Source organism: Pseudomonas sp. S10E 269, from assembly GCF_002798465.1.
GTDB lineage: Bacteria > Pseudomonadota > Gammaproteobacteria > Pseudomonadales > Pseudomonadaceae > Aquipseudomonas > Aquipseudomonas pergaminensis.
The window spans coordinates 5,031,482-5,058,409 of record NZ_PHIJ01000001.1 but is presented as its reverse complement, the minus strand read 5'-3'; the positions used below and the strand labels follow the sequence as shown (position 1 = coordinate 5,058,409).

The following is a 26,928-nucleotide window of genomic DNA, read 5'->3' as shown; positions in this document are numbered from 1 at the left end:
GGGCAGCAGGAAACACACGGCCAAACTCGGTTGGCCGGTGCGTGAACGAACGTTTAGCGGCTTAGTTGAACGAGTGAACCTCCGTATAACCTCAGTCAATCAATCCATGAGCGTCATAAAACGGATACGGCCCCGGGTAGTCCCCGAACACGCCGTTGTGGCTGATCAAACCTTGTTGCGCCTCCCAGCGATGCAACAAATAGCCCGCCGGCTCCAGGTTGAAATGCGCGGGCGCCGCTTCTTGCAAATCCAGCACGATCTGGTGAGAGGTGCCTGGGCACACACAACTGAGGCTGCCGCCGAAACGCCGTTGCATTGGCCGGTGCAGGTGCCCGCACAACAGGCGTTCCACTTGCGGATGGCGAGCCACGACGTGCTCCAGCGCGGCGGCATTGATGAAAGGTTCGCGGTCCATGTGGCCGATGCCACTGATGAAGGGCGGGTGATGCAGGATCAACAGCGTCGGCGCGTCGGGACGCAGTGACAGTTGCGCATCCAGCCACTGCAACTGGCTATCGAGCAACTGGCCGCCGTGGCCGCCAGGGATAGTGGAGTCCAGGCCGATCAGCCGCAGCGGGTGCTCCTCCACCACCCAATCCAATGGGCCGTCTGCCGAGCCCGGCAAGTAGCGGTGATCACGGAATGCCTCCAGCAGCGGCCCACGCGTGTCGTGGTTGCCTGGCACCAGGTAGCACGGCATGTGCAGGCGCGCGAGTTCGGGGTGCAGCACGGCGTATTCATCGGCGCGGCCGAAGTCCACCAGGTCACCGCTGATCACCACGATATCGGGGCGTGGGTAGCTGGCGTTGAGGTGGTCGACGGCACGCCGTAGCGCGCCGAGGGTATCGACCACGCCATAGGTGAGGCGCTGGCCGGCTTTCAGGTGCAGGTCGCTGATCTGCGCGACAAGGAACGGACGATTCACAATAGATTCTCAGGCATTCAGGGTGAACAACATGTGCGGCGCAATCGCCAGGGCAATCGGCGCGCCGACGGCGTACAGCTGGTTATCACTGCTGTCGACCAGCAACGGCTGCGGGCCGCCCACATCCACCAGCAGGCGGCTTTGCGCGCCCTGGAAGAACTGCGCCAACAGATGACCGTGCAAGTGCCCTTCACCCTCCATTACCCGCAGGTGTTCGGGGCGGCAGTAGACGGTGCTGGGCAGGTCAGCGGTGTGCCACGGCAGTTCACCGCCACAGACTTTCAAGCCATGGGCCGACGACGCGATCACGGCGAAGGCATTGAGGTTGCCGACAAACCCCGCGACGAAGGCGTTGGCCGGTTTCTGGTAGATGTCGCGCGGGCTGGCCAACTGGGCGACACGGCCGTGCTCCATCACCAGGATGCGGTCGCCCAGGGCCATGGCTTCGCCCTGGTCGTGGGTGACGAAGACCGAGGTGATACCGAGCCCGCGCAGCAGTTCATTCAACTCGCTGCGCAGGCGTTCGCGCAGTTGTGCATCGAGCGCCGCCAGCGGCTCATCCAGCAGTAACACCTTGGGGCGCGGCGCCAAGGCACGGGCCAGGGCCACGCGCTGGCGCTGGCCGCCGGAGAGCTCGTGGATGCTGCGCTTGCCGTGGTTCTGCAAGCCCACCAGCTCCAGCAACTCGTCGCAGCGCTTGTTGCGTTCAGGCACCGACATGCCGCGGATCTTCAAGCCGTAGACGATATTCCCGGCCACATCCAGGTTGGGAAACAGCGCGTAGTTCTGGAACACCATGCCCACATCGCGGCGCTCGATTGGCAGGCGGGTCACGTCCTGGTCACCGAACAGCACCTGGCCCACGTCCGGGCGTTCGAGGCCGGCGATCAGGCGCAAGGTCGTGGTTTTGCCACAGCCGGATGGGCCAAGGATCGCCAGGGTTTCACCGCCTTCGACGGTCAGGTTCAAGTCATGCACGGCCACGGTGCCATCGGCGAACGCCTTGCGACAGCCTTGCAGGCGGATAGTGATAGCGGTCATCGACGCTCTCCACGGGACAAACGGGCACTGATGGCCTGCAACGCAATCAGCAGCGGCACGATCATCAGCAAAAAGATAAGGGTGTAGGCGCTGGCGATTTCCAGGCGCGCCGAGGCGTAGCTGTCCGCCAGGCCCACGGGCAAGGTCTTGGTCATCGGTGTGTGGAGCATCCAGGTCAGGTTGAATTCACCCAGGGACAAGGTGACCACCATCAACACACCCGCCAGGATCCCCGCGCGGCAGTTGGGCACCACCACGGAAAAAAACCGCTTGAAAGGCCCCGCGCCCAGGCTCGCCGCCGCCTCCTCCAGCACCGGCAATTGCTGGCGCTGCATCACCGCCATCACCGGGCGCACCAGGAACGGCAAGGTGAACAACACGTGGCCGACCAGAATGAACACCCAACTGCTGCGAAAGCTGCCGAACTGGCCATAGGTGAGCAGCAACGCCAGCGCACTGGCCAAACCCGGCATGGCCACCGGCAGCACCATCAGTTCTTCAAAGGCGCGGCTGAAGCGGTTGTTCAGGCGCACCAATGCGTAGGCCGCCGGTACGCCAATCACGCAGACGCACACCGCGCAGGCCAGGGCCAATTGCAGGGACAGCCACACGGTGGGCGAATAGGCCTGCCATACCTGGATCAACCAGTCGAAGGTCAGGCCACTGGACAGGCCGACAAAGAAGTTGCGGGTCAGCCCGGCCAGCAGCGACATCAGCACCGGCACCAGCATGAAGGCGCACACCAGCAGGGTGAATAGCAGTTGCAGCACAAACAGCGATGAGCGTTTCACAGCACAGTCCCCGCGTTTTTCACCAGACGCCGCGTGAGCAGCAACACGGCCCAGGTCACCGCGCCGAGCACCACCGACAGCGCGGCAGCCACGGCAAAGTTGGCGTAGTTGGTAAACACGTTGTAGATCGCCACCGGGGTGACATTCAGCCGCGTGCCTAACGTAAAGGCGGTGCCGAAGGCGCCCATGGAGGTGGCGAAACAGATCGCCCCGCACGACGCCAACGCCGGCGCCAGGCCCGGCACAATCACGTCGCACACCACGCGCCAATGCCCGGCACCCAAGGAGTGCGCGGCTTCCTCCAGGCTGCGGTCGAGGCTTTCGCACGCCGCCATCACCGTGAGGATCACCCGTGGAATCGAGAAGTACAGATAGCCCACGAACAACCCCGCCAGCGAGTAGGCAAAGATCCAGCGCTCACCCGCCAGTTGCAGGCCCAGGGCGGCAAACAAGCCCTGGCGCCCGGCCAGCAGGATCACCAGGAAGCCTACCACCACGCCGGGAAAGGCCAGGGGAAATGTCAGCAACGCCACCAGCGCCGAGCGCCCGAAGAACTGCTGGCGGGCGAGGAACACGCCGCTGATGCCGCCGATCACCAGCGCCACCAGCGTCACCACCACCGCCAGCACCAGGGTCTGCCCAAGGCTGCCCAAATACTGCGCGCTACTGAGCACCTGCCAATAGCCGCTGCCGTTGCTGTCGCGGCTCTCGGCACCGAGCAGCACCAAGTGCGCCAGCGGCAATAGCCAGAACGCGAGCAGTACCGCAAAGGCCGGGGCCAGTGCCCAGGCTGCCTGCCTTGCCGATGCAGCCACTTACTTAACCTCGTTCAAGTAACGGGCGGCGAAGGCTTCCTGCACAGCGGCCATTTTTTCGTAGTCCACCACACCGGCACGGGCGTAATCGCTGTCGGGCAGGAACTGTGCGGCCACGTCAGCCGGCATTTTCATTGGCCGCACAGGGCGCAGGTAGGCCTTGGCCCAGAGCGCCTGGCCTTCGTCCGACAGCACGAAGTCGAGGACTTTTTCCGCATTGGCGCGGTGTGGCGCGTTGGCGACCAGGCTCATCACGTAAGGCACGCTGATGCTGCCTTCCTTGGGGATCACGAAGGCGACGTTGGCCTTGTCTTTGTAGCGCGCGCGGTAGGCGTTGAAGTCGTAGTCCACCAGGATCGGCAACTCACCGGACAGCACCCGTGCATACGCGGTTTGCTTGGGCACGATGGGCGCGTTTTTCGCCAGTTTCTGGAAGTAGTCGATGGCGGGGGCGAAGTTGTCGAGGTCGCCGCCCAGGGCGCGGTTGATCGCCACAGCCGAGACGTAGCCGACGAAGGCGCTGGAGGGGTCGAGGTAACCGACCATGCCTTTGTACTCAGGCTTGAGCAGGTCGGCCCAGCTTTGCGGCACCGGCAAACCACCGAGCGCGTCGACGTTGACCATGATGCCCAAGGTGCCGGAGTGGATCGCGAACCAATGGCCGGCCGGGTCCTTGAGGCCAGCGGGGATCTGGTCCCAGGCCTTGGGCTTGTAGGTGCCGACCACCTCGGCTTTTTGCGCCTGCAGGCCGAAAGTCACGCCGTAGTACACGACGTCGGCGACCGGTGCGGCTTTTTCCGCCACCAATTGCGCCAGGGACTGGCCGGAGTTCTTGTTGTCCAGCGGCACCTGCACGCCGGTGCTGGCGGCGATGGCCTTTAGCTGGGTGCCCCAGTCGGCCCAGTCCGGCGGGCAGTTGTAGCAAATTGCGGTGTCGGCGGCCTGGGCCAGGCTGGCCGCTCCGCACAGCAGCACGGCGGCGAGGGTTTTACTGAGTGCGCGCATCTAGGGTCTCCTCATGGGGTTGGGTACTGTCGCCGGGGCGAATATGGCAAGGCAGGCAGTGGGAAATCGGGGCGTTGCCGGCGATCTGCGCCAGCAGTTGGTCAATCACGGTGCTGGCGAGCAGCGCGATGGGCTGCACCACGCTGCACAGGGTCGGGTGAATCTGGGTGCCGAGGCTGATGCCGTCAAAGCCCATCACCGAGAGTTGTTCGGGCACATTCCAGGCGTTGCGGCGCAGTTCGGCGATCAAGCTGATTGCCAGGAAGTCGTTGGAACACACCAGCGCGGTGGGCGCACCGGGGCCTTGAAGAAAGGGTTCGATGGCGGCGAACTCGGCCTGGGTATGGGCCGGCATTTCAATCACCGGGCGGGGGTCGAGGACGTATTCGCGCATTGCATCGCAATAACCGGCGTAGCGCAGGCGGGCACGGTCGGATTGCAGCGCAGGGCCGGCGACCATGCTGATGCGTCGATGGCCGGCTTCCAGCAGATAACGCGTGGCCAGGGCCATGCCGGCGCGGTTGTCGACCGACACGGCGCTGTAGTTGGGGTTGCTCGGTTGGTGGTAGGCCAGCACGAACGGAGTCTGTTCGGTGTTGAGGCTGCTGAGCACACTGTTGCTCTCGGCATCGGTGACCGTCAGCACCAGGCCATCGACGCGCTGGCGCAGCAGTTCTTCCACCACGCTGCTTTCGCGTTCGCTGTCGTAGTCGGTGGTCGCCAGCAACAGGCTATAGCCACGCGCCCGAGCCGCGCGCTCCATGGCCTGGAATTGTTCAGCGAATACCGGGTTGAGCAAGTTGGGCACCACCACGCCGATCAACTGGGTGGTTTGCAGGCGCAGTTGGCGGCCCAGCAGATTGGGGCGGAAGCCCAACTCGCGGGCGGCGGCAAACACCTGTTCACGGGTGGCCGGGCGCACTTGGTCAGGGGAAGCAAAAGTGCGGGCGGCGGTGGCGCGGGAGACCCCGGCCAGCCTTGCTACGTCTTTCAAGTCAGTCATTGTCACTCGCTTGAGATCGATCTCATTGGCGAGGACAGTAGCGAGGGAATGTGGCAGCCAGGTGGTGAGGAGATGACAATTTGATGTCATCGATGGCCCATCACCTTATTGCGACGGATGCCGTTTAGAGGTGGTGGCTTGCCTGCAATAGCGGTGGGTCAGCCACTTCTGCAGTGACTGATACGCTGCCATCGCAGGCAAGCCAGCTCCCACAGGGGATCGGCGGTGGTCATGAGGTCTGTTTCACCAGTCCCTGCCCCGCCGCCACCGCCAGGATGTCTTGGGCAGGCACGTTGACCCAGGTGGTTGCATCAAGCATGCCTGCAGTGGCCAACCATCGGCCGACCATGTGGTGCCCCAGCGCATACCCCAGCCATTTTGGCTTGTCGCCGGTGCCAAAGAACCAGGCGCTGTGATCGTAGTGGTTCGCTGCCAGTTCAGTCATATTCACCGGGGCCGCCTGCAAGGCTTCAAGGCTCAGTGCCCTCTCCCACGGCTCCGGCTCGCTGCCCAGTGCATGCTGCACAAACTGCCCGGCCAAGCCTTCACTGATCAGCGCCTCCCCCAGCGTCCAGCCGTACCCCGGCCCGGCCATGCGCAGGCAATGGTGCACCTCGTGCACGATATGCCGGCGCACAGCCCCGCTCTCAAGGCTAGCGGCGAAGTTCGGGTTGTCGGGATCCAGGGTCAGCGAGAACATCGTGCTGCGATATGCACGCCCGACCAGGCCAAGCTCAGCGATGGTTTCACCGGGCAGGCGTTGGAGGAGCACATCCAGGCGCGGCGCCGGCAGGCATCGGGAAATGGCCTGGTAGGCGATGTCGAATTCTTGCGTCAGTGCCTGGCGAAACGCGGCCAGGGAGCCCGAAGCTTCCAGCCAATGCAGTGTCCATGCGTCCATTCTTACCTCTCGTCGTCCAAACCGGATTCCATCACGGCAGCGGCTCATCATACCGTTGAGCTGTCACATCCATGGGTCAGTTTAAAAGCAGCGCAGCAAAATCCGCCCACTAACCTTTCGATTCGATCCAAGTGCGGGCACAATGCGTGTCCTTTTTTGGCAGGCACCGCCGCAGGCTCTCAAAAATGATCAAAACGCCGTACTACCTCATCGATAAACAGAAGCTTCTGGTCAACATGCAGAAGATTGCTTACGTGCGCGAACAGTCCGGCGCCAAGGCTCTGCTGGCGCTCAAGTGCTTTGCCACCTGGTCGGTGTTCGACCTGATGCAGCAATACATGGACGGCACCACCTCGTCGTCGTTGTATGAGCTCAAGCTCGGCCGCCAGAAGTTCGAAGGCGAGGCGCACGCCTACAGCGTGGCCTGGGCCGACGACGAAATCGAAGAGATGCTGGATAACTGCGACAAGATCATCTTCAACTCCATCAGCCAGCTGCAGCGTTTTGCCGAACGCTCCGAAGGCAAGACCCGCGGCCTGCGCGTCAACCCACAGGTGAGCAGCTCCGACTACCTGCTGGCCGACCCGGCGCGTCCGTTCAGCCGTTTGGGCGAATGGGACCCGGTGAAGATCGAAGGCGTGATCGAGCAGATCTCCGGCTTCATGTTCCACAACAACTGCGAGAACGGCGATTTCAGCCTGTTCGACAAGATGCTCGGCACCATCGAAGAACGCTTCGGCGCGCTGCTGCACAAGGTCGAGTGGGTCAGCCTCGGCGGCGGCATCCACTTCACCGGTGAAGACTATGCGGTGGACGCATTCTGCGCGCGCTTGAAAGCCTTCTCTGAAAAATACGGCGTGCAGGTGTACCTGGAACCCGGCGAAGCGGCGATCACCAACAGCGCCTCCCTGGAAGTCACCGTGCTCGACACGCTCTACAACGGCAAGAACCTCGCCGTGGTCGACAGCTCCATCGAAGCCCACTTGCTGGACCTGCTGATCTACCGCCTCAACGCCAAGCTGGCGCCGAGCGATGGCGAACACACTGTGATGGTGTGCGGCAAATCCTGCCTGGCTGGGGACATCTTCGGCGAGTATCAATTTGATCGTCCGCTGGCCATCGGCGATCGGCTGTCGTTCATCGACACCGCAGGCTACACCATGGTCAAGAAAAACTGGTTCAACGGCCTGAAAATGCCGTCCATCGTAGTGAAACAACTCGACGGTACAGTCGAGGTGGTTCGTGAATTTGGTTACGACGACTACCTGTCCAGCCTTTCGTAAGCTGGCGGATAAAGGAGAGATAAAGCAATTGAAAAAGAACGTTCTTATCATTGGTGCAGGAGGTGTCGCCAAGGTGGTGGCCCACAAGTGCGCGCAGCACAACGACGAACTCGGTCGTATTGCTATCGCGTCGCGCAACATCTCCAAATGCCAGGCCATCATCGACAGCGTCAAGGCCAAGGGTAGCCTCAAGGTTCCCGCCGACATCCAAGCCTTCGCGCTGAACGCCCTGGACGTGGAAGCGACCAAGGCCCTGATCCGCGAGACCGAATCGCAGATCGTCATCAACGTCGGTTCCGCGTTCCTCAACATGTCGGTCCTGCGGGCCTGCATCGACACCGGCGTTGCGTACCTCGACACCGCCATCCACGAAGAGCCGGGCAAGGTCTGCGAGACCCCGCCGTGGTACGGCAACTACGAGTGGAACCACCTGGAAGAGTGCAAACAGAAGAACATCACCGCCATCCTTGGCGTGGGCTTCGACCCGGGTGTCGTCAACGCGTATGCCGCGCTGGCGCAGCAACAGCATTTCGACCGCATTGATTCGATCGACATTCTCGACGTCAATGCCGGCTCCCATGGCAAATACTTCGCCACCAACTTCGACCCGGAAATCAACTTCCGCGAATTCACCGGACAGGTGTGGAGCTGGCAGAACAGCCAGTGGACCAGCAACACCATGTTCGAAGTCAAACGCACCGACGACCTGCCAGTCGTGGGTTCGCAGAACCTCTACCTCACCGGCCACGATGAAATGCACTCGCTGTCGAAAAACCTCGACGTGCCCAACGTGCGTTTCTGGATGAGCTTCGGCGAACACTACATCAACGTGTTCACCGTGCTGAAAAACCTCGGCCTGCTCTCCGAAAAACCGGTCACCACCGCCGAAGGCCTGGAAGTCGTGCCGCTGAAACTGGTCAAGGCCGTGCTGCCCGACCCGTCTTCGCTCGCGCCTGGCTACACCGGCAAGACCTGCATCGGCGACCTGGTCAAAGGCACCAAAAATGGCCAGCCCCACGAGATGTTCATCTACAACGTGGCGTGCCATGAAGAAGCCTTTGCCGAAACCGACAGCCAGGGCATCTCCTACACCGCTGGCGTTCCACCGGTTGCCGCTGCGCTGCTGGTCGCCCGTGGCGAGTGGGACGTGAAGCACATGGCCAACGTCGAGGAACTGCCGGCTGAGCCGTTCCTGAAAGCGCTGGATGTGATGGGATTGCCGACTCGCATTAAAGACGAGAACGGTGATCGCGCTTGGGATGCGATTGCCTGATAGGCGATAGCTGCCCCAACAAAAAAATGCGCCCTTAGGGGCGCATTTTTTGTTGGGGCGTACACACTTCTCAAACCCAATCGAATTTCAAATGTGGGAGCGGGCTTGCTCGCGAATGCGGTGGGTCAGAAAAGAATAGGCTGACTGACACACCGCATTCGCGAGCAAGCCCGCTCCCACAGGGGATCTCTAGTGAATTTGAAATAGCGGGTTATTCCAGGTTCCGCGCCGAATTGCTCAACGCCCGCGAACACTGCAACAACGCCGGCGCCAGCTGCCGCTCGGCATCCGCCCTGCTCCACCGACTGGTCGGTGCCACCACATGCACCGCTGCCACCGGGCGGCCATTGGCGCCCAGCACTGGCGCACCGATGGTCATGTCGCCCAGGAACAGTTCCTGGCCGTTCACTGCGTAGCCCTGTTCGCGCACCTGTTGCAGCGACTCCAGGATCTTGTCGACTTCAGTCAAGGTCTGGCTGGTGTGCGCAATGCGCTGGCTGTTCTCGATCAACACCAGCGCTTCCTCCTGCGGCAACGCGCTCAAATACGCCCGCCCCGACGCCGTGCAATACATCGGCACCCGCGAGCCGATCGGCATGTGCACGGGCACGAAGCCCGAGCTGACAAACCGCGCGATGTAGGTCATGTCGTAGCCCGCAGGCTCGGTAAGGCACGACGTCTCGCCGGTCAGTCGGGTCAACTCCGACAGAAACGGGTTGGCCACTTCGATCAACGAATGCGCATCCAGGTAACTGAAGCCCAACTCCAGCACCCGGGGTGTGAGTTGGTAATGCCGTGTGCGGGAGTGTTTCCGAAGGTAACCCAGGCTTTCGAGGGTAAACACCATGCGCTGGGCCGAGCTTTTGGTCATGCCGGCGGCCTCGGCCACCTCTGCAAGGCTCATGCTGCGGCGCTGGGCGCTGAATGCCTTGAGCACCGACAGGCCTTTTTCCAGGGATTGGTTGTGCAGGCTGTTGCGTTCTTCGGACATGGCGGACTCGTGGTCAGGTCGATTAGGCGTAGCGATATTTCTACCTTAAAACACAAAAATAGACCACTTAATATCGCATACCGATACGAACTGTTCATTTCGTCGACTTTCAACACCGTTATACGATTGTTATCAATCGAAATGGCACAGAGCTTGCGATTTCATCAATAACCGCTCGCGGTACTGACGATCCGTTTTCCTTCTGGAGTAACCCGATGAACAGTCTTTCGCCCTTGTTTCGCCGCCTTGCCTTCGGTCTCTGCGCCACGCTCTGCGTCAGCGTTGTGCACGCCGAGAGTGCGTCCTCGTACAAAGTCGGTGCGACGGCCAGTGGTTCGCCGTTTACCTTCCTCGACATCAAGAGCAACAGCATCCAGGGCGTGATGGTTGATGTGGCAGAGGCCGTGGGCAAGGCCGGCGGTTTCACCAGCCAGATCGAGCAGACCAACTTCGCCGCGCTGATCCCCTCCCTCACGTCCGGCAAGCTCGACTTCATTTCCGCCGGCATGCTCAAGACCGAAGAGCGCACCAAGGTGGTCGACTTCAGCGCCCCGGTGTATGCCTACGGTGAAGGCCTGATCATCAATGCCGACGACAACACGGCCTACCCCGACCTCACGCCCCTCAAGGACCAAGTGGTCGGCGTGCAGACCGGCACCGTCTTCTACGACCAGTTGAACAAGCTCGGGATCTTCAAGGAGATCCGCACCTATGACTCCATCGGCGAGATGGTCCGCGACCTGTCCCTGGGCCGCATCAAGGCCGCCGTGGGAGACCAGCCCGTGGTGGCCTACCAGATCCGCCAGAAACTGTTCAAAGGCGTGAAACTGGCCCCCGACTACAAGCCCACCAACGTCGGCGAAGTGTGCCTGGTGGTGCGCAAGGGCGATGCGCAAACCCTCGAACGCTTGAATACAGCCATCGCCAGCATCAAGGCAGATGGCACCCTCGACAGCATCCTCAAGAAGTGGGGACTTGATACCCAGGTGCGCCCATGAACCCGGCGGAGTTCCTGCAAAACGCCCAGGACTTTTTGCCGATCCTGCTGCAAGGCGCCTGGGTGACGATCCAGATCACCGTGCTGTCATTCCTGCTCAGCAGCGCCATCGGCCTGGTGCTGGCGTTGCTCAAGCTGTCGCCGATCCGTGCGCTGTCATGGACCGCGAGCACCATCATCAACGTGATCCGGGGCCTGCCGATCATTGTGCAGCTGTTCTACATCTACTTCGTGCTGCCCGACATGGGCGTGCACCTCACCGCGTTCTACGCGGGCGTGATCGGCATGGGCATCGCCTACTCGGCGTACCAGGCCGAGAACTTCCGCACCGGCATCATTGCCGTCGAACAGGGCCAGCGTGAAGCCGCCGAAGCCTTGGGGATGCGCTCGGCGCTGATGATGCGTCGGGTGATCCTGCCGCAAGCGTTTCGCATCGCCCTGCCGCCGTATGGCAACACCCTGGTGATGATGCTCAAGGACTCGTCGCTGGTCTCCACCATCACCGTCGCCGAGATGACCCGCCAGGGCCAGCTGATTGCATCGTCGACCTTCCAGAACATGACCGTCTACACCCTGGTCGCCCTGCTCTACCTGCTGATGAGCCTGCCGCTGGTGTATGGCCTGCGTCGCATGGAACAGCACCTGGGCCGGAGGAAAAAAGCATGATCGAGATTCGCCAACTGCAAAAACACTACGGCAGCCACCGCGTGCTGCACGGTGTCGACCTGGACGTGGCCAAGGGTGAAGTGGTGTGCCTGATCGGCCCCTCGGGCTCGGGCAAATCCACCCTGCTGCGCTGCATCAACGCGCTGGAGGCCTATGACGGCGGACACATCCACGTGTTCGGCGAAACCGTGCAGCGCGCCAGCAAGACCGTGCACGCCCTGCGCAGCCGCATGGGCATGGTGTTCCAGCGCTTCAACCTGTTCCCCCATCGCACGGTGCTGGAAAACGTGATGGAAGGCCCGGTGTATGTCAAAGGCGAGCCGCCCAAGCAGGCCCGCGAAGAAGCCCTGGTGCTGCTGGAAAAAGTCGGCCTGAGCGCCAAGGCCGATGCGTACCCGGAGCAACTCTCCGGCGGCCAGCAACAACGCGTGGCCATCGCCCGCGCCCTGGCGATGAAACCCGAAGCCATGCTGTTCGACGAACCCACCTCGGCCCTCGACCCGGAACTGGTCGGTGATGTACTGGCGGTGATGCGCACCCTGGCGGATGAAGGCATGACCATGATCGTCGTCACCCACGAGATGGGCTTTGCCCGCGAAGTGGCCGACCGCGTGTGCTTCCTGCACGGCGGCTACATCGTCGAAAGCGGCGCGGCCGAGCACGTGCTGGGCAACCCGCAACATCCGCGTACCCAGGACTTTTTGCGACGGGTGCTGCACCCCACTGGCGACACGCGGAGCCTGTCATGAAGTCATTGTGGTCGGCGACTGCGCCTTCGGTGGTACCGACGCCTGCGTTGAGCGAGTCGGTGAAGGTGGACGTGGCGATTGTCGGTGCCGGCTATACCGGCCTATCGACGGCGCTGCACCTGGCCGAACGCGGCGTGAGCGTGTGCGTGCTGGAAGCCAACGAGCCGGGCTGGGGCGCGTCCGGGCGCAACGGTGGGCAGGTCAACCCCACGCTCAAATACGACCCTGAACAGCTGGTTCAGATGTACGGACCGGAGCGCGCCGAGCCGCTGATTTCGACCGTGTCGAATTCGGCAGACCTGGTGTTCAGGCTGATCGAAAAACACGGCATTGATTGCGCGCCGGTACGCAAAGGCTGGATGCAGGTGTCCTACAGCGAAAAAGGCGTCGCCGGGCTGCACGCACGGGCGGATCAGTGGGCCCGGCGCGGTGTGCCGGTGCAGCGCCTGGAGGCGGCGGCGGTGGCTTCACGCATGGGCAGTGACGCCTTTGCCGGCGGTTGGCTGGATGGCCGCGCCGGTGCCATTCAGCCGTTGGCCTATGCCCGTGGATTGGTGGGCGCGGCGCTGGCAGCGGGTGTGCGGGTTCATGGGCAAAGCGCAGTGACGGGCTTGCAACGCGAGGGTTCGGGCTGGCAGTTGCAGACGGCTGGCGGCGCACAGGTGAGCGCCGATCAAGTGGTCCTCGCAACCAATGGCTACAGCGGCAACCTGTGGCCGGGCATGGCGCAGAGCATCCTCGCGGCGAACAGTTTTATCGTCGCCACCAAACCCTTGAGTGGGCGCGCGGCGGACAGCATCTTGCCGGGCCAGGAGACCGTCTCCACCGCACAAAGGCTGCTGCTGTACTTTCGCAAAGACAGCCATGGCCGCTTGCTGATGGGCGGGCGCGGGCTGTTCAACGACCCCACTTCACCCACGGATTTCGCCCACTTGGAACGCTCGCTGGCGTTGCTGTTTCCGCAATTGGGACGGTTGGAATTCGAGTATCGCTGGGCCGGGCGTATCGCAATCACTCGCGACTTCATGCCCCATGTGCACCAGCCCGCGCCGGGGCTGACCTTGGCGCTGGGCTGCAATGGCCGGGGGATCGCACTGTGTACCAGCCTGGGGCAGCAACTGGCGGGCAAGTTGTGTGACAGCCAGGCGGAGTTCGCCTACCCGGTGACGCCGCTGCAGCGCTTGCCGATGCACGGGTTGCAGCGGTTCTATATTGGGGCGGGTGTGGCGTGGTACAGCTTGTTGGATCGGCTCAATGTGAGCTGAACACGCCCCTCATGTGGGAGCGGGCTTGCCCGCGATGGCGGTGTGTCAGCCACGGGATGTGCTGGCTGATGGACCGCTTTCGCAGGCAAGCCAGCTCCCACACTGGGTCTGCTTTTTTCTGGAAGACCGAGTGTTCAATATTCCTCCCCCTCATCCCGCCTGATCCTGGCGGCGAGCGCCTGGGCAATGGCCAGGGCCTTGTTTCTGATGCTCGATCTGTTCGTAAAACCGCGCAAAGCCTGATGATTTTTTGGGGGGTGGGGATTGGGGCAATTGCCATCAAAACACCGACCACCCAATCCGCTCACTCAACAACTCCAACGCCTTCATCCCCGCCAGTGAGTTCCCCGCTGCATTCAGTTCCGGCGACCACACGCACACCGTGAACTGCCCCGGCACCACCGCCACGATCCCGCCGCCGACCCCGCTTTTGCCCGGCAACCCCACGCGGTAGGCAAAATTGCCCGCCTCGTCATACAGCCCACTGGTGGCCATGATGGAGTTGACTTGCTTGGTCTGCCGCGCGGTCAACACCTGTTCGCCGCTGTGGGCGCTCACGCCTTCGTTGGCCAGGAAGCTGAAGGCCCTGGCCAAGTCCAGGCAGCTCATCTGCAGCGCGCAGTAGTTGAAGTAGCTGTGCAGCACCGCGTCCACGTCATTGTGGAAGTTGCCGAAGGATTTCATCAGGTAGGCCATGGCCGCGTTGCGCGCGCCGTGCTGGGCTTCGGACTCGGCGACGACGCTGTTGACCAGGATCTGCGGGTTACCCGACAGGCGCCGGACGAAGTCGCGCATCGACAAAATCGGCACGGCGAAACGCGATTGGTTGATGTCGCAGATCACCAGCGCGCCGGCATTGATAAATGGATTGCGTGGACGGCCGCGTTCGAATTCCAGTTGCACCATGGAGTTGAACGGTTGCCCCGAAGGCTCGTGGCCCAGGCGTTCCCAGATGGTTTCGCCACCGTGGTCGATGGCCTGCACCAGGCTGAACACTTTGGAGATGCTCTGCACCGAGAACAACGTGTCGGCATCACCGGCGCAATAGGCCGAGCCGTCGTTGCCGTACACGGCGATCCCGAGTTGGTTGGCGGGCACGTCAGCCAGCGCGGGGATGTAGTCGGCGACTTTGCCGAGGCCGATCAGGGGGCGCACTTCGTCGAGGATCGACGAGAGCATCGCCTGCATGTCTTGTCCTGTCATCTGTCTTTGAATCGGTGGTAAGCGGGCCGCGGAGGATACTTCAATGCGCGCGGAAGCCCCACACAATCTCTACCACCCGCTCGGCAACCACCAGGTAAAACACGATCAACAATAACTGCAGCGCCAAGTGATAACGCAGCTTGGCGAGCCGGCGGATGCCGTCACTGACGTTCAGAAGCATCAGCAGCGTGGACAGGATGATCAGGCCCCAGCCGGCCACGCTGGAGGCGAACACGCCGATAAACAAGTCACGCTGACCAAGCAATGTGTTGGTCCCCGCCGCAAACAGCAGTGCACACACCAGCAGGTTTTTCACGTTGTCGAAAATCTGCGTGCTCAGATCGTTTTCCAACAACGCCATATACCGTTTCCATAACGTGCGCATGGCAAGTACCGGGTAGGGATCGCTCGTCAATCAAAGTAGTCCAATTGCCCGTACACTGCACCGTTGCGCTTACTCCACGAGGACTTTTGCATGAAATTGATGATCGGCCTGGCCGCCCTGCTGCTGGTATCGGCCTGCTCCACCGCCTCCCACCCTACCCCGCCCGCCCAGGATGCCACGGCGTCCGAATGCCTGGCCGGTGGCGGCACCATGAAGCAAGTCGGCAAATTGCAGAGCTGGAAATGCATTACGCCGTACAAGGACGCGGGCAAGGCCTGTACTGATTCGAGCCAGTGCGAAGGCGAGTGCCAGACCAGCGTCACCACCCAGTCCGGCAACGGCCCGGTGACGGGCGCGTGTCAGGTGGACAACGGGCACTTCGGCTGCTCGGCGACGGTGGAGAAAGGTCAGTTGGGCAGGGCGATCTGCGTGGACTGACTCGCTATCCTGTGGGAGCTGGCTTGCCAGCGATGGCGGCCCGTCAACCGGCCGCTATCTACCTGTCACCCCGCGATCCAAAAATGTGGGAGCTGGCTTGCCTGCGAAAGCGGCCTGACAGCCGACCACAATCTAGCTGTCACCCCGCGATCCAAATGTGGGAGCTGGCTTGCCTGCGAAGGCGGCCTGACAGCCGACCACTCTCCAACTGTCGCCCCCGCGATCCAAAAATGTGGGAGCTGGCTTGCCTGCGAAGGCGGCCTGACAGCCGACCACAATCTAACTGTCACCCCGCGATCTAACTGTAGGAGCTGGCTTGCCTGCGAAGGCGGCCTGACAGCCGACCACAATCTAGCTGTCACCCCGCGATCCAAATGTGGGAGCTGGCTTGCCTGCGAAGACGGCCTAACTGCCGACCACTCTCTAACTGAAGCCCCGCGATCCAAATGTGGGAGCTGGCTTGCCTGCGAAGGCGGCCTGACAGCCGACCTGGATGTTGGATCTGATCGGGTACATATCCGTTATTTAGGTAACGGCTGCTATGGGTTCCGCCCTTACGGCGGGTCACTTTGGAAAAGCCCCAAAGTAACCAAAGGGCTCTTGCCCCAACACTCGGCACCTCGCCTAGGCTCGGTGTGCCCGTAATCCGACAGGTATTTGGGGGGCCGCCGCCACGCGCCATCCATGGCGCGGGGCGGCTAAACCGGCATCCCTGCCGGTTTACCCCCCAAATCCCTGTCGAATTCCGGCCAGCGTGTTTGATGGGGCGCCTGAGATCAAAAGCAAGATCAAGATCAAGATCAGGAGCAGGAGCAGGAGCAGGAGCAGGAGCAGGAGCAGGAGCAGGAGCAACATCAAGAGCGGCTCGCTTCGCATCGTGGTTAGGGGGGCAGGCTAGCGTTTAGAAATGCGCCACATCCGACACCCGTTCATCCAGCACGTCCCGCGCCAGTGCCCAGGCCTGGTCCTTGGACTCCACCACCAGCAGCGGGTACCCCCAGGCCTTGCCGAACATTACCGCAAATGGCTTGAGCGCCAGGCGCTGCGCGGCACTGGGCTCTACCTGGATCATGCCTTTGACGTAGGTGCGCAGCGCCTGCTTGTTTTTCTTCATCCAGATCGATGCTTGCTTGCGTTCCTCATGGGAGTGTTCGTGATTGTTTTCGTCCACGGATTTTTCGTGCAGCAGCAGGAAGGGTTGCTGGCGCGCAAGCAGGCTTTCGAAGACCCCGAAGGCATCCTCCTGCCCACCCTCGTTGGGTGCGTCAAACACGATTTTCACCACCGGGAATGTTGTGCTGTCGAGTCGCATGGCGGAGCTCCTTGTTGAGAATTGATCTCACTATAAGGGCCCGACCACTGGACGGCATTGCACAGAATAGCCAGACTGTTTCGCAATCCGGCCAACCTGTGAGACCCGTCATGAAGCATCACCGTCTGGACATGCGCGATCCGCTGATGGCCAAGGACGCCGATGTGTTCCCCCGCGCCGTGGTGGCGGTGGGCGCCACCAGTACGTCGGACACCTGGGAACATGCCCAGCACGCCCACCGCAAGGGTCAGTTGATGTACACCCTGCGCGGGGTGATCCTTTGCGAGATCGAAGCGGGTATCTGGATCGTGCCACCGCAGTGCGCACTGTGGATTCCCGGCGGCACGTCCCATGCGGCGCGCGGGTCTGGCGAAGCGGAGGTGTATTGCCTGTTGATCGACCCCGACGCGGCGTGCGCCCTGCCCCCGCAATGCTGCACTTTGGCGGTGTCGGGCCTGCTGCATGAGCTGATCAGCAAGGCCGTGAGTTTCCCGCAGCTGTATGACGAACACGGCGCCCAGGGGCGTTTGATCAATACCCTGCTGGATGAGCTCGCCGCCGCCCCCGTTGAAGCCTTGCACCTGCCCATGCCTCAGGACCCACGCTTGCGCCGCCTGGCCAACAGCCTGTTGGCCGAGCCGTCGGACAAGGCGACTCTCGGCCAATGGGCGGCGCGCATCGGCATGAGTGAACGCAGCATGACGCGCCTGCTGCTGGAGGAACTGGGCCTGAGCTTCGGCCGCTGGCGCAGGCAATTGCATGTGATCCTGTCGTTGCAGCGCCTCGCCAAGGGCCAGAGCGTGCAAACGGTCGCGCTGGACCTGGGTTATGAGAACGCCAGCGGCTTTATCACCATGTTCCGCAAGGCCGTGGGGCAGCCGCCGGCGCGCTACCTGGCGGACCGCGCCGGGGTGTTCAGCCCGCCCCCAGGCGCTATTCCGCTAAAGGAGCCCCGGCACGAGTAGTGGCGGCACAAACGCGGTGACTTGCGGCAACGGCTGGTCCCACTTCACCACCTCCACCGTGGCCGTCTGCGCCGAACAGCCCTGGGACAGGCTGGAGGCGCCGACATCGGCAGTGATCATGTTGGGGTTGCCGTGCTTGTCCAGGCTGTTGCGCTGCCCTGGAGTCTGCGGGTCGAACCAGGCGCCGGTGGCGATCTGCACGACACCCGGACGGATGTCATGGGAGACAATCACCCCAGCCAGGAACGCCCCCCGTCCATTGAACACCTTGACCACATCACCGTCGCCAATGCCCCGCGCACGCGCATCGTCCGCGTTGATGGTCAGCGGCTCGCGCTGCTGGATCTTCGACGCGCGGCTGTAGCTGCCGTGGTCGTACTGGCTGTGCAGGCGTGTCTTCGGCTGGTTCGACAGCAGGTGCAGCGGGTAGTCCGGCACAGGTTTGTCCAACCACACCGGATGGCCAGGGCAGTCGGCATAACCAAAGCTCGCAATGCGTTCAGAAAACAGCTCGATACGCCCCGAGGGCGTGGGCAAAGGATGAGCGAGCGGATCGTCACGAAAGGCCTTGAGCAGCACTGTATCGGTGTCGGGATAGGCCACTTCGAACACGCCGTCACGCCAGAACCGATCGTAGTCCGGCAGCTCGATGCCCTGTTCTTCAGCGCGTCCACGGGACTCGTCGTAGATAAAACGCAGCCACTGCCCGGCGTCACGGCCTTCGGTGAAGGTGTCGGCAAACCCCAGGCGCGCGGCGATGTCAGCAAAGATCGAGTAGTCATCCCGCGCCTCGCCGACCGGTGCGATGGCTTGCTGCATCGCCAGCATAAACCGGTCCGACGCCGAACTGCCGATATCGTTGCGCTCCAGGGCGGTCGTGGCCGGCAGTACGATATCGGAATACTTGGCCTGGGCGGTCCAGTACTGTTCGTGGACGATCAGGGTGCGCGGTTTTTTCCAGGCCTCCAGCAAGCGATTGAGGTCCTGGTGATGGTGGAAAATATTGCCGCCAGCCCAGTACACCAGGTGAATATCCGGATACGCCTGGCGCTTGCCGTTGTAGTCGAATTCGGCGCCGGGGTTAAGCAGCATGTCGGTGATGCGTGCCACCGGAATGAACGCCTTCACCAGGTTGAGCCCCTGGGAAAACCTTGGCCCGGAGAAGCCTTTGCGGCCGCTGCCGGTGTTGTTCATGCAGCCGTAGCCCAGGCCAAAGCCGCCGCCGGGCAAGCCGATCTGCCCGAGCAGCGCCGCCAGGGTCACGGTCATCCAGAAAGGCTGCTCGCCGTGCACCGAGCGCTGCAGGGAATAGGCGATGTTGATCATCGTCCGCTGGCGGCCCATGCGCCGGGCGAGGTCGATGATCTGCTGCGCGGGGATATCCGTCAGTGCCTCTGCCCACGCGGGGTCTTTCGGTTGACCATCAGTGTCGCCGAGCAGATAGCCGCGAAAGCGGTCGTAACCCACGGTGTATTGCTGAATGAACGCCTCGTTGTGCAGGCCTTCCGTCACCAGCACATGGGCCAGCGCCAGCATCAATGCGGTGTCGCTGCCGGGGCGGATCGGCAGCCATTGGTTGAGGGCCGGGCCGCTCAGGTCATCGCGCAACGGGCTCACGTTGACGAACTGCACGCCAGCCGCCGACATCGCCGCCAACGCCTCGGTCAGCAAGTGATCACTGGCGCCACCGGGGCTGGTCTGGGCGTTCTTGGCTGGCAGCCCGCCGAACGCCACGAACAGCTCGCAGTGTTCGGCGAGGTTTTTCCAGGAAGTGTGCGCCGCCAGCAGCCAGTCCATATTGCCGACGATATGCGGCATCAACACCCGCCCGGCACCGAGGCTGTAGCTGTCGGTGCTGGCGACATAGCCGCCGAACTGGTTGAGAAAACGGTGCAACTGGCTTTGTGCATGGTGGAAACGCCCGGCGCTGCCCCAGCCGTAGCTGCCACCGTAGATCGCCTGGTTGCCGTGTTCGGCCTTGACCTTGTTCAGCTCACGGGCGACCAGGTCCAGGGCCACTGCCCAGGAGACCTCGACAAACGGCTCCTGGCCCCGCAGTTCGGGGTGCGAGCCGGGCTCGGCGAAATAACTGCGGCGCACGGCAGGCCGCAGGATGCGCGTCGGCGAGGTGATGGCGTCGGGGATTGACGCACCGATGGGCGACGGGTCTTTGTCCCAGTCCACCGGCGTCATCGCCTGCAACTTGCCATCGACGACCTGCGGACGATAGGCGCCCCAGTGCAACGAAGTGAAGGTCATGGCTACCAGTTTTCTCCCAGCCCGAGCAGGCCCAGTATCTGCCGCCGCAGGTCCACCAAGTAAGGATCGTCCCGGTGCCGAGGATACGGCCGATCGATGCTCAATTGCGCCAGGATTTTTGCCGGGCGGTCGCTGAACACGATTACGCGGTTGGCCAGCAGCAAGGCTTCTTCCACATCGTGGGTGACCAGCAAGGCCGTGTAGCCCTGGCGTTGCCACAGGTCGATCAACTCTTTTTGCATGGTGATGCGGGTCAGGGAGTCGAGTTTGCCCAAGGGCTCGTCGAGGATCAGCAGGCGCGGCTGGTTGACCAGTGCGCGAGCCAGGGCCACGCGTTGCGCCATGCCACCGGAGAGCTGCCGTGGATACGCGCGGGCGAACTGGCTGAGGCCGACCTTCTCCAGGGCTTCGTCGACCTTGGCCGAATGGGTCTTGAGCAGGCCCTGGGCTTCCAGGCCGACAGCGACGTTGTCCCACACCCGGCGCCACGGGTACAGGGTCGGGTCCTGGAACACCACGACGCGGCCCGGGTCCGGCCCGGTGATGGCTTCACCGTCGGCCAGCAATCGTCCCGAATCCGCCGGTTCCAAACCGGCCACCAGGCGCAGCAAGGTGGATTTGCCGCAGCCCGAAGGCCCGAGCAGCGCCACGAACTCTCCGGGCGCCACGTCCAGGGACACCCGCTCCAGCACCGGCAGGTGCTGACCGTCCAAGGCAAAACCATGGCTGAGGTTGTCTATGCGCAGCGCCAAACCTTCCGACGCCGATTCCACGTGTGCCAGGGCTACCATTTCATCGATCCTTTCTGCCAGGCCAGCAACCGATCACGCACCAGGAACAACCCGGTGATCAACCCCGAGCAGGCGAGTGCCATGATCAGCAAGGCGGCGTACATATTCGCGTAGGCGGCCCAACCCTGGGCCCACTGCAGGTACCAGCCGATGCCGGATTTGACCCCCATCATTTCAGCCACCACCAGGGTCGAAAACGACGCGCCCAGGCCCATGAACACGCCGACAAATACGTGAGGCAACGCCGCCGGAATCGCCACCTTGAAAATCAGGAAGCCTTGCTTGGCGCCAAGGGTGCGGGCCACGTCGTAATAGGCTTTGTCCACGCTCGCCACACCGGACCAGGTGAGCACCGTGACCGGAAACCAAGTGGCCAGGGCGATCAGGAACACGCTGGCGCTCCAGCTACTGGGGAACAGGAAAAAACACAGCGGCAATAACGCCGTCGACGGCACCGGCCCCAGGATGCGCAGCACCGGGTGCAGCCAATAACCGATGCGCGTGGACCAACCGATGGCCACACCGGCAATAAACCCGGTAATCGCGCCCAGGGCCACGCCCGAGCCCAGCAGCAATGCCGAATGCAACAGGCTGTCGGCCAGCCGTGCGTAGTCTTCGATGTACACCGCCAGCAAGGCCTGGGGCGGCGCAAAAAACGGCACCGGCAACAACGCCAGCTTGGCGGTCAGCAACTCCCAGACGCCCAGCAGCAGCGGCAAGGCAATCAGCCAGGGGCCGGCATTGCGCAGGCGCAGGCTCAGCTTCGGCACCTTGCGTCCCAGCAGGCTCAGCCCGATGAACAGTGCGGCAACAGCCACGCATAGCGTGGCCAGGCCTTGGGTCATCGGCCAGTTGCGCGTCGCGTTGGGCCAGTAACTGATCAACAGCGCGACGGCCAGCCAGGCCGTCACCACGGCTGCGCCCTGCCACCCGATCTTCAGGGTCAGCGGCGGGTTAAGGGTCGTTGCGTCAGCTGAAGACATCGGCGGTGATCTCCTTGGCGAACTCCAGCGGATCGGTGCTCTTGCTGATCACTTCGACGGTTTTCAGGTCGGTCACGTAGGTGAGGATTTCCTGGGTCAGCGCCGCGCCCACCGCGTGATGCCCGTGGGTATGGTCGTGGAGGATCGCCTGCACTTCCTCCACCGACGTGTTCAACGCATGGGCCTGGAAGCCCTTGGCAACTTCCTCCGGATGCTGCACGGAATAGTCGTGGGCTTCCAGAATCGCCTGGGTCAGCGCCGCGACCACACGCTTGTCTTCCCGCACCAACTTGCCGGTGACACCCACCACGCAGCAGCTGAGGTTGGCGTATTCCTCCACCAGGTTGGTGGACAGCTCACGCGCCACGCCGGACTTGATCAGGCGGTACATGAACGGGTCACTGCCGCTCACGGCCTGCACTTCGCCGCGCTCCAGCGCGGTGCCGAGCAAGTCCGCGGGGTACAGGCGCCACTCCACATCGCGCACCGGATCCACACCGTGTTTTTTCAGCAGGATCGAGAAGAAATTGCGGTCCGGGCTGGCCATGTCGGTCACGCCGATGGCCTTGCCCTTGAGGTCTTCGAGCTTGGTCACGCCGCCGTTCGCGGCACTGAGCAAGCGCAGGCAGCCGCCATGGGTACCGGCGGTGAGCTTCACGTCAAAGCCCTGCTCCAGCGCCTTGAGCCAACGCAGCGCCATGCCTACGCCTGCATCGGCCTTGCCGGTGGCAATGGCTTCGAGCAGCACTTCAGTGGAGTTGCCGAAATTGACCAGTTCCACGTCCAGATTGTGCTTGGTAAAAAAGCCCTGGCCGTGGGCGATCACGACCGGGGCCAGGCACACGGCATTGAGGTTGACCGCCAGTTTCAACTTGCGTGGCGCATCCAGGCGGATGAACTCACCGGTGCCAGCGGGTTCCAGTGAAGTGTTGTGGCCGGCGTGTTCGTCGGCGCCGAAGCCCAGGCGTGGCAGCGACAGGCTGGCCAGGGTGATGCCGGCCAGGCCGAGCAGGCGGCGGCGGGTCAAATGATCGAAGTCAGCCATGCAAAATATCCCTTTTATCAACTCAGTAATAAAGCCGGTGAGCAGCCCTTCTGTGATGAGCGGGCTTGCCCCGCGCTGGGCTGCGAAGCAGCCCTAATCCGGCCACCTCGTTTTACCTGCGAGAACACAGCGGCCGTGATGGGGCCGCTTCGCGCCCCAGCGCGGGGCAAGCCCGCTCACCACAACTGCCCGCTCATCACATCAGATGAACAGCCACTCAAGCCTGCAGCCCAGCCAGGCCCAGGTGCTCGCGCAGCGTCGACCCTTCGTAGGCAGTGCGGAACAAGCCCTTGCGCTGCAAATGCGGAATCACGCTCTCGACAAACTCGGTGAACGAGCCCGGCAGATACCCCGGAGAAATCACAAATCCGTCGCAGCCGCCCTGCTCGAACAGCTCGGCCAACTGGTCGGCAACCTGCGCGCCGGTACCCACCAATTGCGGCACGCGCACGCTGCTGGCGAAGATGCGCCCGAGTTGTTCCAGGGTGGTTTCCGGGCCTTGCATCAAGAGCTTTTCCGCCGCCGCCGGGTGGATCAGTGGTGACTGCGCGATCTCGGCCAAGGTCGCTGAAAGCGGGAATGGCGACAGGTCCACATTCAACTGCGAGGCCAGTGTCACCAGCCCCAGCTCCGGACGGGCCAGCGCGTTGTGCCGATCGCGCTTGGCGCGGGCCTCGGCTTCGCTGCCGCCAATGAACGGCATCACCGCCGTGAGCACCTTGCAGCTGTCGGCGTCACGGCCTTGCTGCACCACCTGGGCACGCACGTCATCGCGGAACGCGCGCATCGCCGCCAAGTGCGGATGAATGGTGAAAATCGCCTCGGCCCAACGCGCACCAAAGCGCCGGCCACGTCCGGAAGAGCCGGCCTGGATCAGCACCGGTCGGCCTTGGGGTGTGCGGGGGATATTCAGCGGGCCTTCCACCCTGAACCACTCGCCCTGGTGCTGCACCGAACGGATCAGTTCCGGGTCCGCCAGCACGCCGCTCTCGCGGTCCAGCTTCAGTGCGTCCTTGCCCCAGCTGTTCCACAGCTTCAGCGCGACTTCGACAAACTCATCGGCGCGGTCATAGCGCAGGTCATGCTCCAGGTGCTTGTCCTTGCCGAACAGGCGCCCTTCGCTGTCGTTCATCGAGGTGACAATATTCCACGCCGCGCGGCCCTTGGACAGGTGGTCGAGGGTGGCAAACTCACGCGCGATGTGCGCCGGTTCGTAATAGGTGGTGGAGCGCGTCGCGCCCAGGCCCAACTTACTGGTCTTGCCCACCAGGTAAGAGAGGATCGGCAACGGGTCCAGGCGCGTGGCGTCCTGGGCGCCGTAGCGCAAGGCGAACTCGCGGGAGCCGCCCATCTGGTCGCCCACGGCCAGGCGGTCGGCGAAGAACAGGAAGTCGAACAACCCCTCCTCCACCACCTTGGCCACCCGTGCGTAGTACTCAGGGTCGAGGTAATTGCCAACGGTTTCCGGGTGGCGCCATACCGCATGGCTGTGCACCACCGGCCCACTCAACAGGAACGCGGATAAATGGATTTGGCGGCTCATGGCTTGGGTGTCCACACGGTGATGGCACTGACCTTCAATGGCTTGGGAATCAGCTTGGCGGCGTAGTAGGTGTCGGCGATGCGTTGTTGCTCAGCGAGGTTTTCCAGCCTGACCGGGATGATGTCGTAGCTGCGGCGGCTATTGGCGCGCTCCACTGTGGCCGGGGCGATGTTGCCCCACAGCGGGCCGAGGATGTCGGCGGCTTCCTTGGGATGGGCCTTCACCCATTGGCCGGTCTCGCGCAAGGTGTCGAAGGTCACCTGCAACACGTCCGGGTGGGCCTTGGCGAACGTTGTCGTCGCCAAGTAGAAACGGTTGTAGTCGGCCAGGCCGTCCTTGCCATCGGCGATCACACGTACGTGGTGATCCAATTGTTGAGTGGCGAGGAACGGGTCCCAGATCACCCAGGCGTCGACGCTGCCATTGGCGAAGGCAGCCCCGCCGTCCGGAGCTTCCAGGTAACGCGGGGTGATATCGGCCAGGGTCAGCCCGGCTTTTTTCAGCGCGGAGATCAGCAGGTAGTTGCTGCCCGAGCCCTTGGACACCGCGACAGTCTTACCCTTGAGGTCGGCGATGCTATGGATCGGCGATTGGTCCTGGACGATGATCGCCTGGGCGCCCGGCGATGAGTTTTCCTGGGCGTAGTAGGTCAGCGGTGCATCGGCAGCCTGGGTGAATAGCGCGAAGGCGTCGGCCACATCCGCGTGCAGGTCGACGCTGCCGGCGTTCAGCGAGCTGAGCAGGCCAGTGCTGAACTCGTGCCAGTTCACCGTGAACCCCAGGGGCTTGAGGCGCTGCTCCAATTGGCCATTTTGCTTGAGCAGGATCCACAGCGTGGATGAGCGCTGGTAGCTGATGTCCAGGGTTTGCTCGGCATGCGCCGCCGCCGCGGCGAACAGCAGGCTGGCGGCGGCGATTAGTTTTTTGAACGTCATGGGAGGCCTTGGCGTGGAAGAAATGAAGGGAGCTGCATATGCCAAAAAACCGCGTAAGGCCTGGCAGTAAAGTTGATTCGATTATATTAATGATGAGCAATGATGAAAGAATCTTATAATTCTATGGTTATGCCCAATTCATAGGCGGGCGGGAAAAGCGTCCTAAGCTCAGATCGAAAGAGTATTTAACGAATAGTTTTTAGAACCTTAAGCTCGGTCCTATTTCGTCAGAGATCGAGCGCGCCATGTCCATACGTCGTCCCCTCGCTGCTGTATTAGGGTTGCTGGCCTTTTCCGTCGCCGTGAGCGCCGAGGCCCAGGAAACCGTGCGCATCGGTTACCAGAAGTCCTCGACCCTGATCACCCTGCTGAAAACCCAGGGCACCCTGGAAAAAGCCCTCAAGGCCGACAACATCGACGTGAGCTGGCACGAGTTCCCCAGCGGCCTGCCGCTGCTCGAAGCGCTGAACGTGGGCAACGTCGACATCAGCGCCGACGTGGCCGACACCGTGCCGATCTTCGCCCAGGCGGCCCAGGCCAAGCTCACCTACTTCGCCCAAGAAGCGCCCTCGCCTTCGGCCCAAGCGATCGTGGTGCGCAAGGACTCTCCGATCCAGCAATTGGCGGACCTCAAGGGCAAGAAAATCGCCGTGACCAAGGCAGCCGGCACGCACTACCTGCTAATCGCCGCACTGGCCAAGGCAGGCCTGGCATTTTCGGATATAGAGCCGGCCTACCTGTCACCCGCCGACGGCCGCGCAGCCTTCGAAAACAACAAGGTCGACGCCTGGGTCACCTGGGAACCCTTCCTCACCAGCGTGCAGCGCCAACTGCCAACACGCACCCTGGCGGACGGCGCAGGGCTGGCCAGCTACAAGCGCTACTACCTGACCGGTACGCCGTACGCCAAGGCCCATCCGCAAGTGTTGAACGTGGTGTACACGCAACTGGAAAAAACCGGCCAATGGGTGAAAACCCACCCACAAGAGGCGGCCACAATACTTGGCCCGCTGTGGGGCAACCTGGATGTCGCGACGGTTGAGGCAGCCAATGCGCACCGCAGCTATCAAGTGCAGCCTGTGACGATTGATCAGTTGGGCGAACAACAGAAAATCGCCGATGCGTTCTTCAAGGCGGGGTTATTGCCCAAGGCCGTGGATGCCAAGGATGTACAGACCTGGAAGCCTTGAGGCTCCTACAGGAGGCGTCATTCGCAGACAAAAAAGGTGCCCCCCGGCATCCACGATGCGAAGCGAGTCGCCCTTGATCTTGATCTTGATCTTGATCTTGATCTCGCTTTTGATCTTAGGCGCCCCGTCAAACACGCTGGCCGGAATTCGACAGGGATTTGGGGGGTAAACCGG

At 62.6% G+C, this 26,928-nt stretch carries 26 protein-coding genes; 9 read left to right on the top strand and 17 right to left on the bottom strand.

Annotated features, from left to right (window positions below; all coding sequences use genetic code 11):
* Nucleotides 1-91: 91 nt before the first annotated feature.
* From CWC48_RS23550 to CWC48_RS23520, 7 genes are all read right to left on the bottom strand, one after another.
* Complete coding sequence (locus tag CWC48_RS23550) at nucleotides 92-925, bottom strand: phosphodiesterase (RefSeq protein ID WP_100490445.1); 834 nt, start codon at nucleotides 923-925, stop codon at nucleotides 92-94.
* A gap of 9 nt (nucleotides 926-934) precedes the next feature.
* Nucleotides 935-1,966: an ABC transporter ATP-binding protein gene (locus CWC48_RS23545; RefSeq protein ID WP_099491765.1), complete on the bottom strand. Its 1,032-nt coding sequence runs from the start codon at nucleotides 1,964-1,966 to the stop codon at nucleotides 935-937.
* Nucleotides 1,963-2,757, bottom strand: a complete 795-nt coding sequence (locus tag CWC48_RS23540; protein ID WP_078048880.1) for an ABC transporter permease — start codon at nucleotides 2,755-2,757, stop codon at nucleotides 1,963-1,965. The genes CWC48_RS23545 and CWC48_RS23540 overlap by 4 nt, the downstream gene beginning before the upstream one ends.
* Nucleotides 2,754-3,572, bottom strand: coding sequence for an iron ABC transporter permease (locus tag CWC48_RS23535; protein WP_078048881.1), 819 nt, complete (start codon nucleotides 3,570-3,572; stop codon nucleotides 2,754-2,756). Before CWC48_RS23535 ends, CWC48_RS23540 begins: the two co-directional genes overlap by 4 nt.
* Nucleotides 3,573-4,577, bottom strand: a complete 1,005-nt coding sequence (locus CWC48_RS23530) for an ABC transporter substrate-binding protein (RefSeq protein ID WP_100490444.1) — start codon at nucleotides 4,575-4,577, stop codon at nucleotides 3,573-3,575.
* On the bottom strand, nucleotides 4,561-5,580 hold the full coding sequence (locus tag CWC48_RS23525) for a LacI family DNA-binding transcriptional regulator (protein WP_100490443.1): 1,020 nt from the start codon (nucleotides 5,578-5,580) through the stop codon (nucleotides 4,561-4,563). Before CWC48_RS23525 ends, CWC48_RS23530 begins: the two co-directional genes overlap by 17 nt.
* Nucleotides 5,581-5,809: 229 nt before the next feature.
* Nucleotides 5,810-6,481 carry a DUF2268 domain-containing putative Zn-dependent protease gene (locus CWC48_RS23520; RefSeq protein WP_078048884.1) on the bottom strand — a complete coding sequence of 224 codons (672 nt, stop codon included), beginning with the start codon at nucleotides 6,479-6,481 and terminating at the stop codon, nucleotides 5,810-5,812.
* A 185-nt stretch (nucleotides 6,482-6,666) separates the two neighbouring features.
* Here CWC48_RS23520 and CWC48_RS23515 point away from each other — a divergent pair, with 185 nt between their 5' ends.
* Together CWC48_RS23515 and CWC48_RS23510 are read left to right on the top strand one after the other, a co-directional pair.
* Nucleotides 6,667-7,764 carry a carboxynorspermidine decarboxylase gene (locus CWC48_RS23515; RefSeq protein WP_058423990.1) on the top strand — a complete coding sequence of 366 codons (1,098 nt, stop codon included), beginning with the start codon at nucleotides 6,667-6,669 and terminating at the stop codon, nucleotides 7,762-7,764.
* A 28-nt stretch (nucleotides 7,765-7,792) separates the two neighbouring features.
* Nucleotides 7,793-9,037: a saccharopine dehydrogenase family protein gene (locus tag CWC48_RS23510; RefSeq protein WP_100490442.1), complete on the top strand. Its 1,245-nt coding sequence runs from the start codon at nucleotides 7,793-7,795 to the stop codon at nucleotides 9,035-9,037.
* 211 nt (nucleotides 9,038-9,248) lie between these two features.
* On the opposite strand, the gene CWC48_RS23505 is transcribed toward CWC48_RS23510, so the two are convergent.
* On the bottom strand, nucleotides 9,249-10,028 hold the full coding sequence (locus CWC48_RS23505; RefSeq protein WP_078048886.1) for an IclR family transcriptional regulator: 780 nt from the start codon (nucleotides 10,026-10,028) through the stop codon (nucleotides 9,249-9,251).
* Nucleotides 10,029-10,243: 215 nt separating this feature from the next.
* Between CWC48_RS23505 and CWC48_RS23500 the strand changes: the two genes are divergently transcribed.
* From CWC48_RS23500 to CWC48_RS23485, 4 genes are read left to right on the top strand one after another with little or no spacing between them, the layout of a single operon-like run.
* Complete coding sequence (locus CWC48_RS23500) at nucleotides 10,244-11,026, top strand: ABC transporter substrate-binding protein (RefSeq protein WP_100490441.1); 783 nt, start codon at nucleotides 10,244-10,246, stop codon at nucleotides 11,024-11,026.
* A complete protein-coding gene (locus tag CWC48_RS23495) occupies nucleotides 11,023-11,691 on the top strand; it encodes an amino acid ABC transporter permease (protein WP_034106261.1) in 669 nt (222 codons plus the stop codon). Before CWC48_RS23500 ends, CWC48_RS23495 begins: the two co-directional genes overlap by 4 nt.
* Nucleotides 11,688-12,440 carry an amino acid ABC transporter ATP-binding protein gene (locus CWC48_RS23490; RefSeq protein WP_099491775.1) on the top strand — a complete coding sequence of 251 codons (753 nt, stop codon included), beginning with the start codon at nucleotides 11,688-11,690 and terminating at the stop codon, nucleotides 12,438-12,440. The genes CWC48_RS23495 and CWC48_RS23490 overlap by 4 nt, the downstream gene beginning before the upstream one ends.
* Nucleotides 12,437-13,705 carry an FAD-binding oxidoreductase gene (locus CWC48_RS23485; protein ID WP_078048889.1) on the top strand — a complete coding sequence of 423 codons (1,269 nt, stop codon included), beginning with the start codon at nucleotides 12,437-12,439 and terminating at the stop codon, nucleotides 13,703-13,705. The genes CWC48_RS23490 and CWC48_RS23485 overlap by 4 nt, the downstream gene beginning before the upstream one ends.
* 279 nt (nucleotides 13,706-13,984) lie before the next feature.
* Here CWC48_RS23485 and glsB read toward each other — a convergent pair whose 3' ends face one another.
* Together glsB and CWC48_RS23475 are read right to left on the bottom strand one after the other, a co-directional pair.
* A complete protein-coding gene (glsB, locus tag CWC48_RS23480; RefSeq protein ID WP_025856146.1) occupies nucleotides 13,985-14,893 on the bottom strand; it encodes a glutaminase B in 909 nt (302 codons plus the stop codon).
* A 55-nt stretch (nucleotides 14,894-14,948) separates the two neighbouring features.
* Entirely contained in the window at nucleotides 14,949-15,293 is a 345-nt protein-coding gene (locus tag CWC48_RS23475) for a hypothetical protein (protein WP_078048890.1), read from the bottom strand.
* Between the two features lie 90 nt (nucleotides 15,294-15,383).
* Between CWC48_RS23475 and CWC48_RS23470 the strand changes: the two genes are divergently transcribed.
* Nucleotides 15,384-15,731, top strand: a complete 348-nt coding sequence (locus CWC48_RS23470) for a hypothetical protein (RefSeq protein ID WP_078048891.1) — start codon at nucleotides 15,384-15,386, stop codon at nucleotides 15,729-15,731.
* A 901-nt stretch (nucleotides 15,732-16,632) separates the two neighbouring features.
* Here the strand turns inward: CWC48_RS23470 and CWC48_RS23465 are convergent.
* Complete coding sequence (locus CWC48_RS23465) at nucleotides 16,633-17,043, bottom strand: hypothetical protein (RefSeq protein ID WP_078048892.1); 411 nt, start codon at nucleotides 17,041-17,043, stop codon at nucleotides 16,633-16,635.
* Nucleotides 17,044-17,153: 110 nt separating this feature from the next.
* On the opposite strand from CWC48_RS23465, the gene CWC48_RS23460 reads away from it, so the two are divergent.
* Nucleotides 17,154-18,008, top strand: coding sequence for a helix-turn-helix domain-containing protein (locus tag CWC48_RS23460; protein WP_078048893.1), 855 nt, complete (start codon nucleotides 17,154-17,156; stop codon nucleotides 18,006-18,008).
* On the opposite strand, the gene CWC48_RS23455 is transcribed toward CWC48_RS23460, so the two are convergent.
* From CWC48_RS23455 to CWC48_RS23430, 6 genes are all read right to left on the bottom strand, one after another.
* Nucleotides 17,985-20,267 carry a molybdopterin guanine dinucleotide-containing S/N-oxide reductase gene (locus tag CWC48_RS23455; protein WP_100490440.1) on the bottom strand — a complete coding sequence of 761 codons (2,283 nt, stop codon included), beginning with the start codon at nucleotides 20,265-20,267 and terminating at the stop codon, nucleotides 17,985-17,987. The genes CWC48_RS23460 and CWC48_RS23455 overlap by 24 nt on opposite strands.
* 2 nt (nucleotides 20,268-20,269) lie before the next feature.
* Complete coding sequence (locus CWC48_RS23450; protein ID WP_100490439.1) at nucleotides 20,270-21,058, bottom strand: ABC transporter ATP-binding protein; 789 nt, start codon at nucleotides 21,056-21,058, stop codon at nucleotides 20,270-20,272.
* Nucleotides 21,052-22,041 carry an ABC transporter permease gene (locus CWC48_RS23445; protein WP_100490438.1) on the bottom strand — a complete coding sequence of 330 codons (990 nt, stop codon included), beginning with the start codon at nucleotides 22,039-22,041 and terminating at the stop codon, nucleotides 21,052-21,054. The genes CWC48_RS23450 and CWC48_RS23445 overlap by 7 nt, the downstream gene beginning before the upstream one ends.
* Entirely contained in the window at nucleotides 22,028-23,086 is a 1,059-nt protein-coding gene (locus CWC48_RS23440) for an ABC transporter substrate-binding protein (RefSeq protein WP_100490437.1), read from the bottom strand. The genes CWC48_RS23445 and CWC48_RS23440 overlap by 14 nt, the downstream gene beginning before the upstream one ends.
* Nucleotides 23,087-23,303: 217 nt before the next feature.
* Entirely contained in the window at nucleotides 23,304-24,629 is a 1,326-nt protein-coding gene (locus tag CWC48_RS23435) for an LLM class flavin-dependent oxidoreductase (RefSeq protein WP_100490436.1), read from the bottom strand.
* A complete protein-coding gene (locus CWC48_RS23430; protein ID WP_078048899.1) occupies nucleotides 24,626-25,564 on the bottom strand; it encodes an aliphatic sulfonate ABC transporter substrate-binding protein in 939 nt (312 codons plus the stop codon). Before CWC48_RS23430 ends, CWC48_RS23435 begins: the two co-directional genes overlap by 4 nt.
* Nucleotides 25,565-25,809: 245 nt before the next feature.
* On the opposite strand from CWC48_RS23430, the gene CWC48_RS23425 reads away from it, so the two are divergent.
* Nucleotides 25,810-26,754 (top strand): aliphatic sulfonate ABC transporter substrate-binding protein, encoded by a 945-nt coding sequence (locus CWC48_RS23425; RefSeq protein ID WP_100490435.1) that lies wholly within the window; start codon nucleotides 25,810-25,812, stop codon nucleotides 26,752-26,754.
* The last annotated feature ends 174 nt before the right edge of the window (nucleotides 26,755-26,928 follow it).

Coding starts and splice junctions, on each gene's coding strand:
- CWC48_RS23545 (WP_099491765.1), bottom strand. CDS start 1,966: ATGACCGCTATCACTATCCGCCTGCAAGGCTGTCGCAAGGCGTTCGCC.
- CWC48_RS23530 (WP_100490444.1), bottom strand. CDS start 4,577: ATGCGCGCACTCAGTAAAACCCTCGCCGCCGTGCTGCTGTGCGGAGCG.
- CWC48_RS23525 (WP_100490443.1), bottom strand. CDS start 5,580: ATGACTGACTTGAAAGACGTAGCAAGGCTGGCCGGGGTCTCCCGCGCC.
- CWC48_RS23520 (WP_078048884.1), bottom strand. CDS start 6,481: ATGGACGCATGGACACTGCATTGGCTGGAAGCTTCGGGCTCCCTGGCC.
- CWC48_RS23515 (WP_058423990.1), top strand. CDS start 6,667: ATGATCAAAACGCCGTACTACCTCATCGATAAACAGAAGCTTCTGGTC.
- CWC48_RS23505 (WP_078048886.1), bottom strand. CDS start 10,028: ATGTCCGAAGAACGCAACAGCCTGCACAACCAATCCCTGGAAAAAGGC.
- CWC48_RS23500 (WP_100490441.1), top strand. CDS start 10,244: ATGAACAGTCTTTCGCCCTTGTTTCGCCGCCTTGCCTTCGGTCTCTGC.
- CWC48_RS23495 (WP_034106261.1), top strand. CDS start 11,023: ATGAACCCGGCGGAGTTCCTGCAAAACGCCCAGGACTTTTTGCCGATC.
- CWC48_RS23490 (WP_099491775.1), top strand. CDS start 11,688: ATGATCGAGATTCGCCAACTGCAAAAACACTACGGCAGCCACCGCGTG.
- CWC48_RS23485 (WP_078048889.1), top strand. CDS start 12,437: ATGAAGTCATTGTGGTCGGCGACTGCGCCTTCGGTGGTACCGACGCCT.
- glsB (WP_025856146.1), bottom strand. CDS start 14,893: ATGCAGGCGATGCTCTCGTCGATCCTCGACGAAGTGCGCCCCCTGATC.
- CWC48_RS23475 (WP_078048890.1), bottom strand. CDS start 15,293: ATGCGCACGTTATGGAAACGGTATATGGCGTTGTTGGAAAACGATCTG.
- CWC48_RS23470 (WP_078048891.1), top strand. CDS start 15,384: ATGAAATTGATGATCGGCCTGGCCGCCCTGCTGCTGGTATCGGCCTGC.
- CWC48_RS23465 (WP_078048892.1), bottom strand. CDS start 17,043: ATGCGACTCGACAGCACAACATTCCCGGTGGTGAAAATCGTGTTTGAC.
- CWC48_RS23460 (WP_078048893.1), top strand. CDS start 17,154: ATGAAGCATCACCGTCTGGACATGCGCGATCCGCTGATGGCCAAGGAC.
- CWC48_RS23455 (WP_100490440.1), bottom strand. CDS start 20,267: ATGACCTTCACTTCGTTGCACTGGGGCGCCTATCGTCCGCAGGTCGTC.
- CWC48_RS23450 (WP_100490439.1), bottom strand. CDS start 21,058: ATGGTAGCCCTGGCACACGTGGAATCGGCGTCGGAAGGTTTGGCGCTG.
- CWC48_RS23445 (WP_100490438.1), bottom strand. CDS start 22,041: ATGTCTTCAGCTGACGCAACGACCCTTAACCCGCCGCTGACCCTGAAG.
- CWC48_RS23440 (WP_100490437.1), bottom strand. CDS start 23,086: ATGGCTGACTTCGATCATTTGACCCGCCGCCGCCTGCTCGGCCTGGCC.
- CWC48_RS23435 (WP_100490436.1), bottom strand. CDS start 24,629: ATGAGCCGCCAAATCCATTTATCCGCGTTCCTGTTGAGTGGGCCGGTG.
- CWC48_RS23430 (WP_078048899.1), bottom strand. CDS start 25,564: ATGACGTTCAAAAAACTAATCGCCGCCGCCAGCCTGCTGTTCGCCGCG.
- CWC48_RS23425 (WP_100490435.1), top strand. CDS start 25,810: ATGTCCATACGTCGTCCCCTCGCTGCTGTATTAGGGTTGCTGGCCTTT.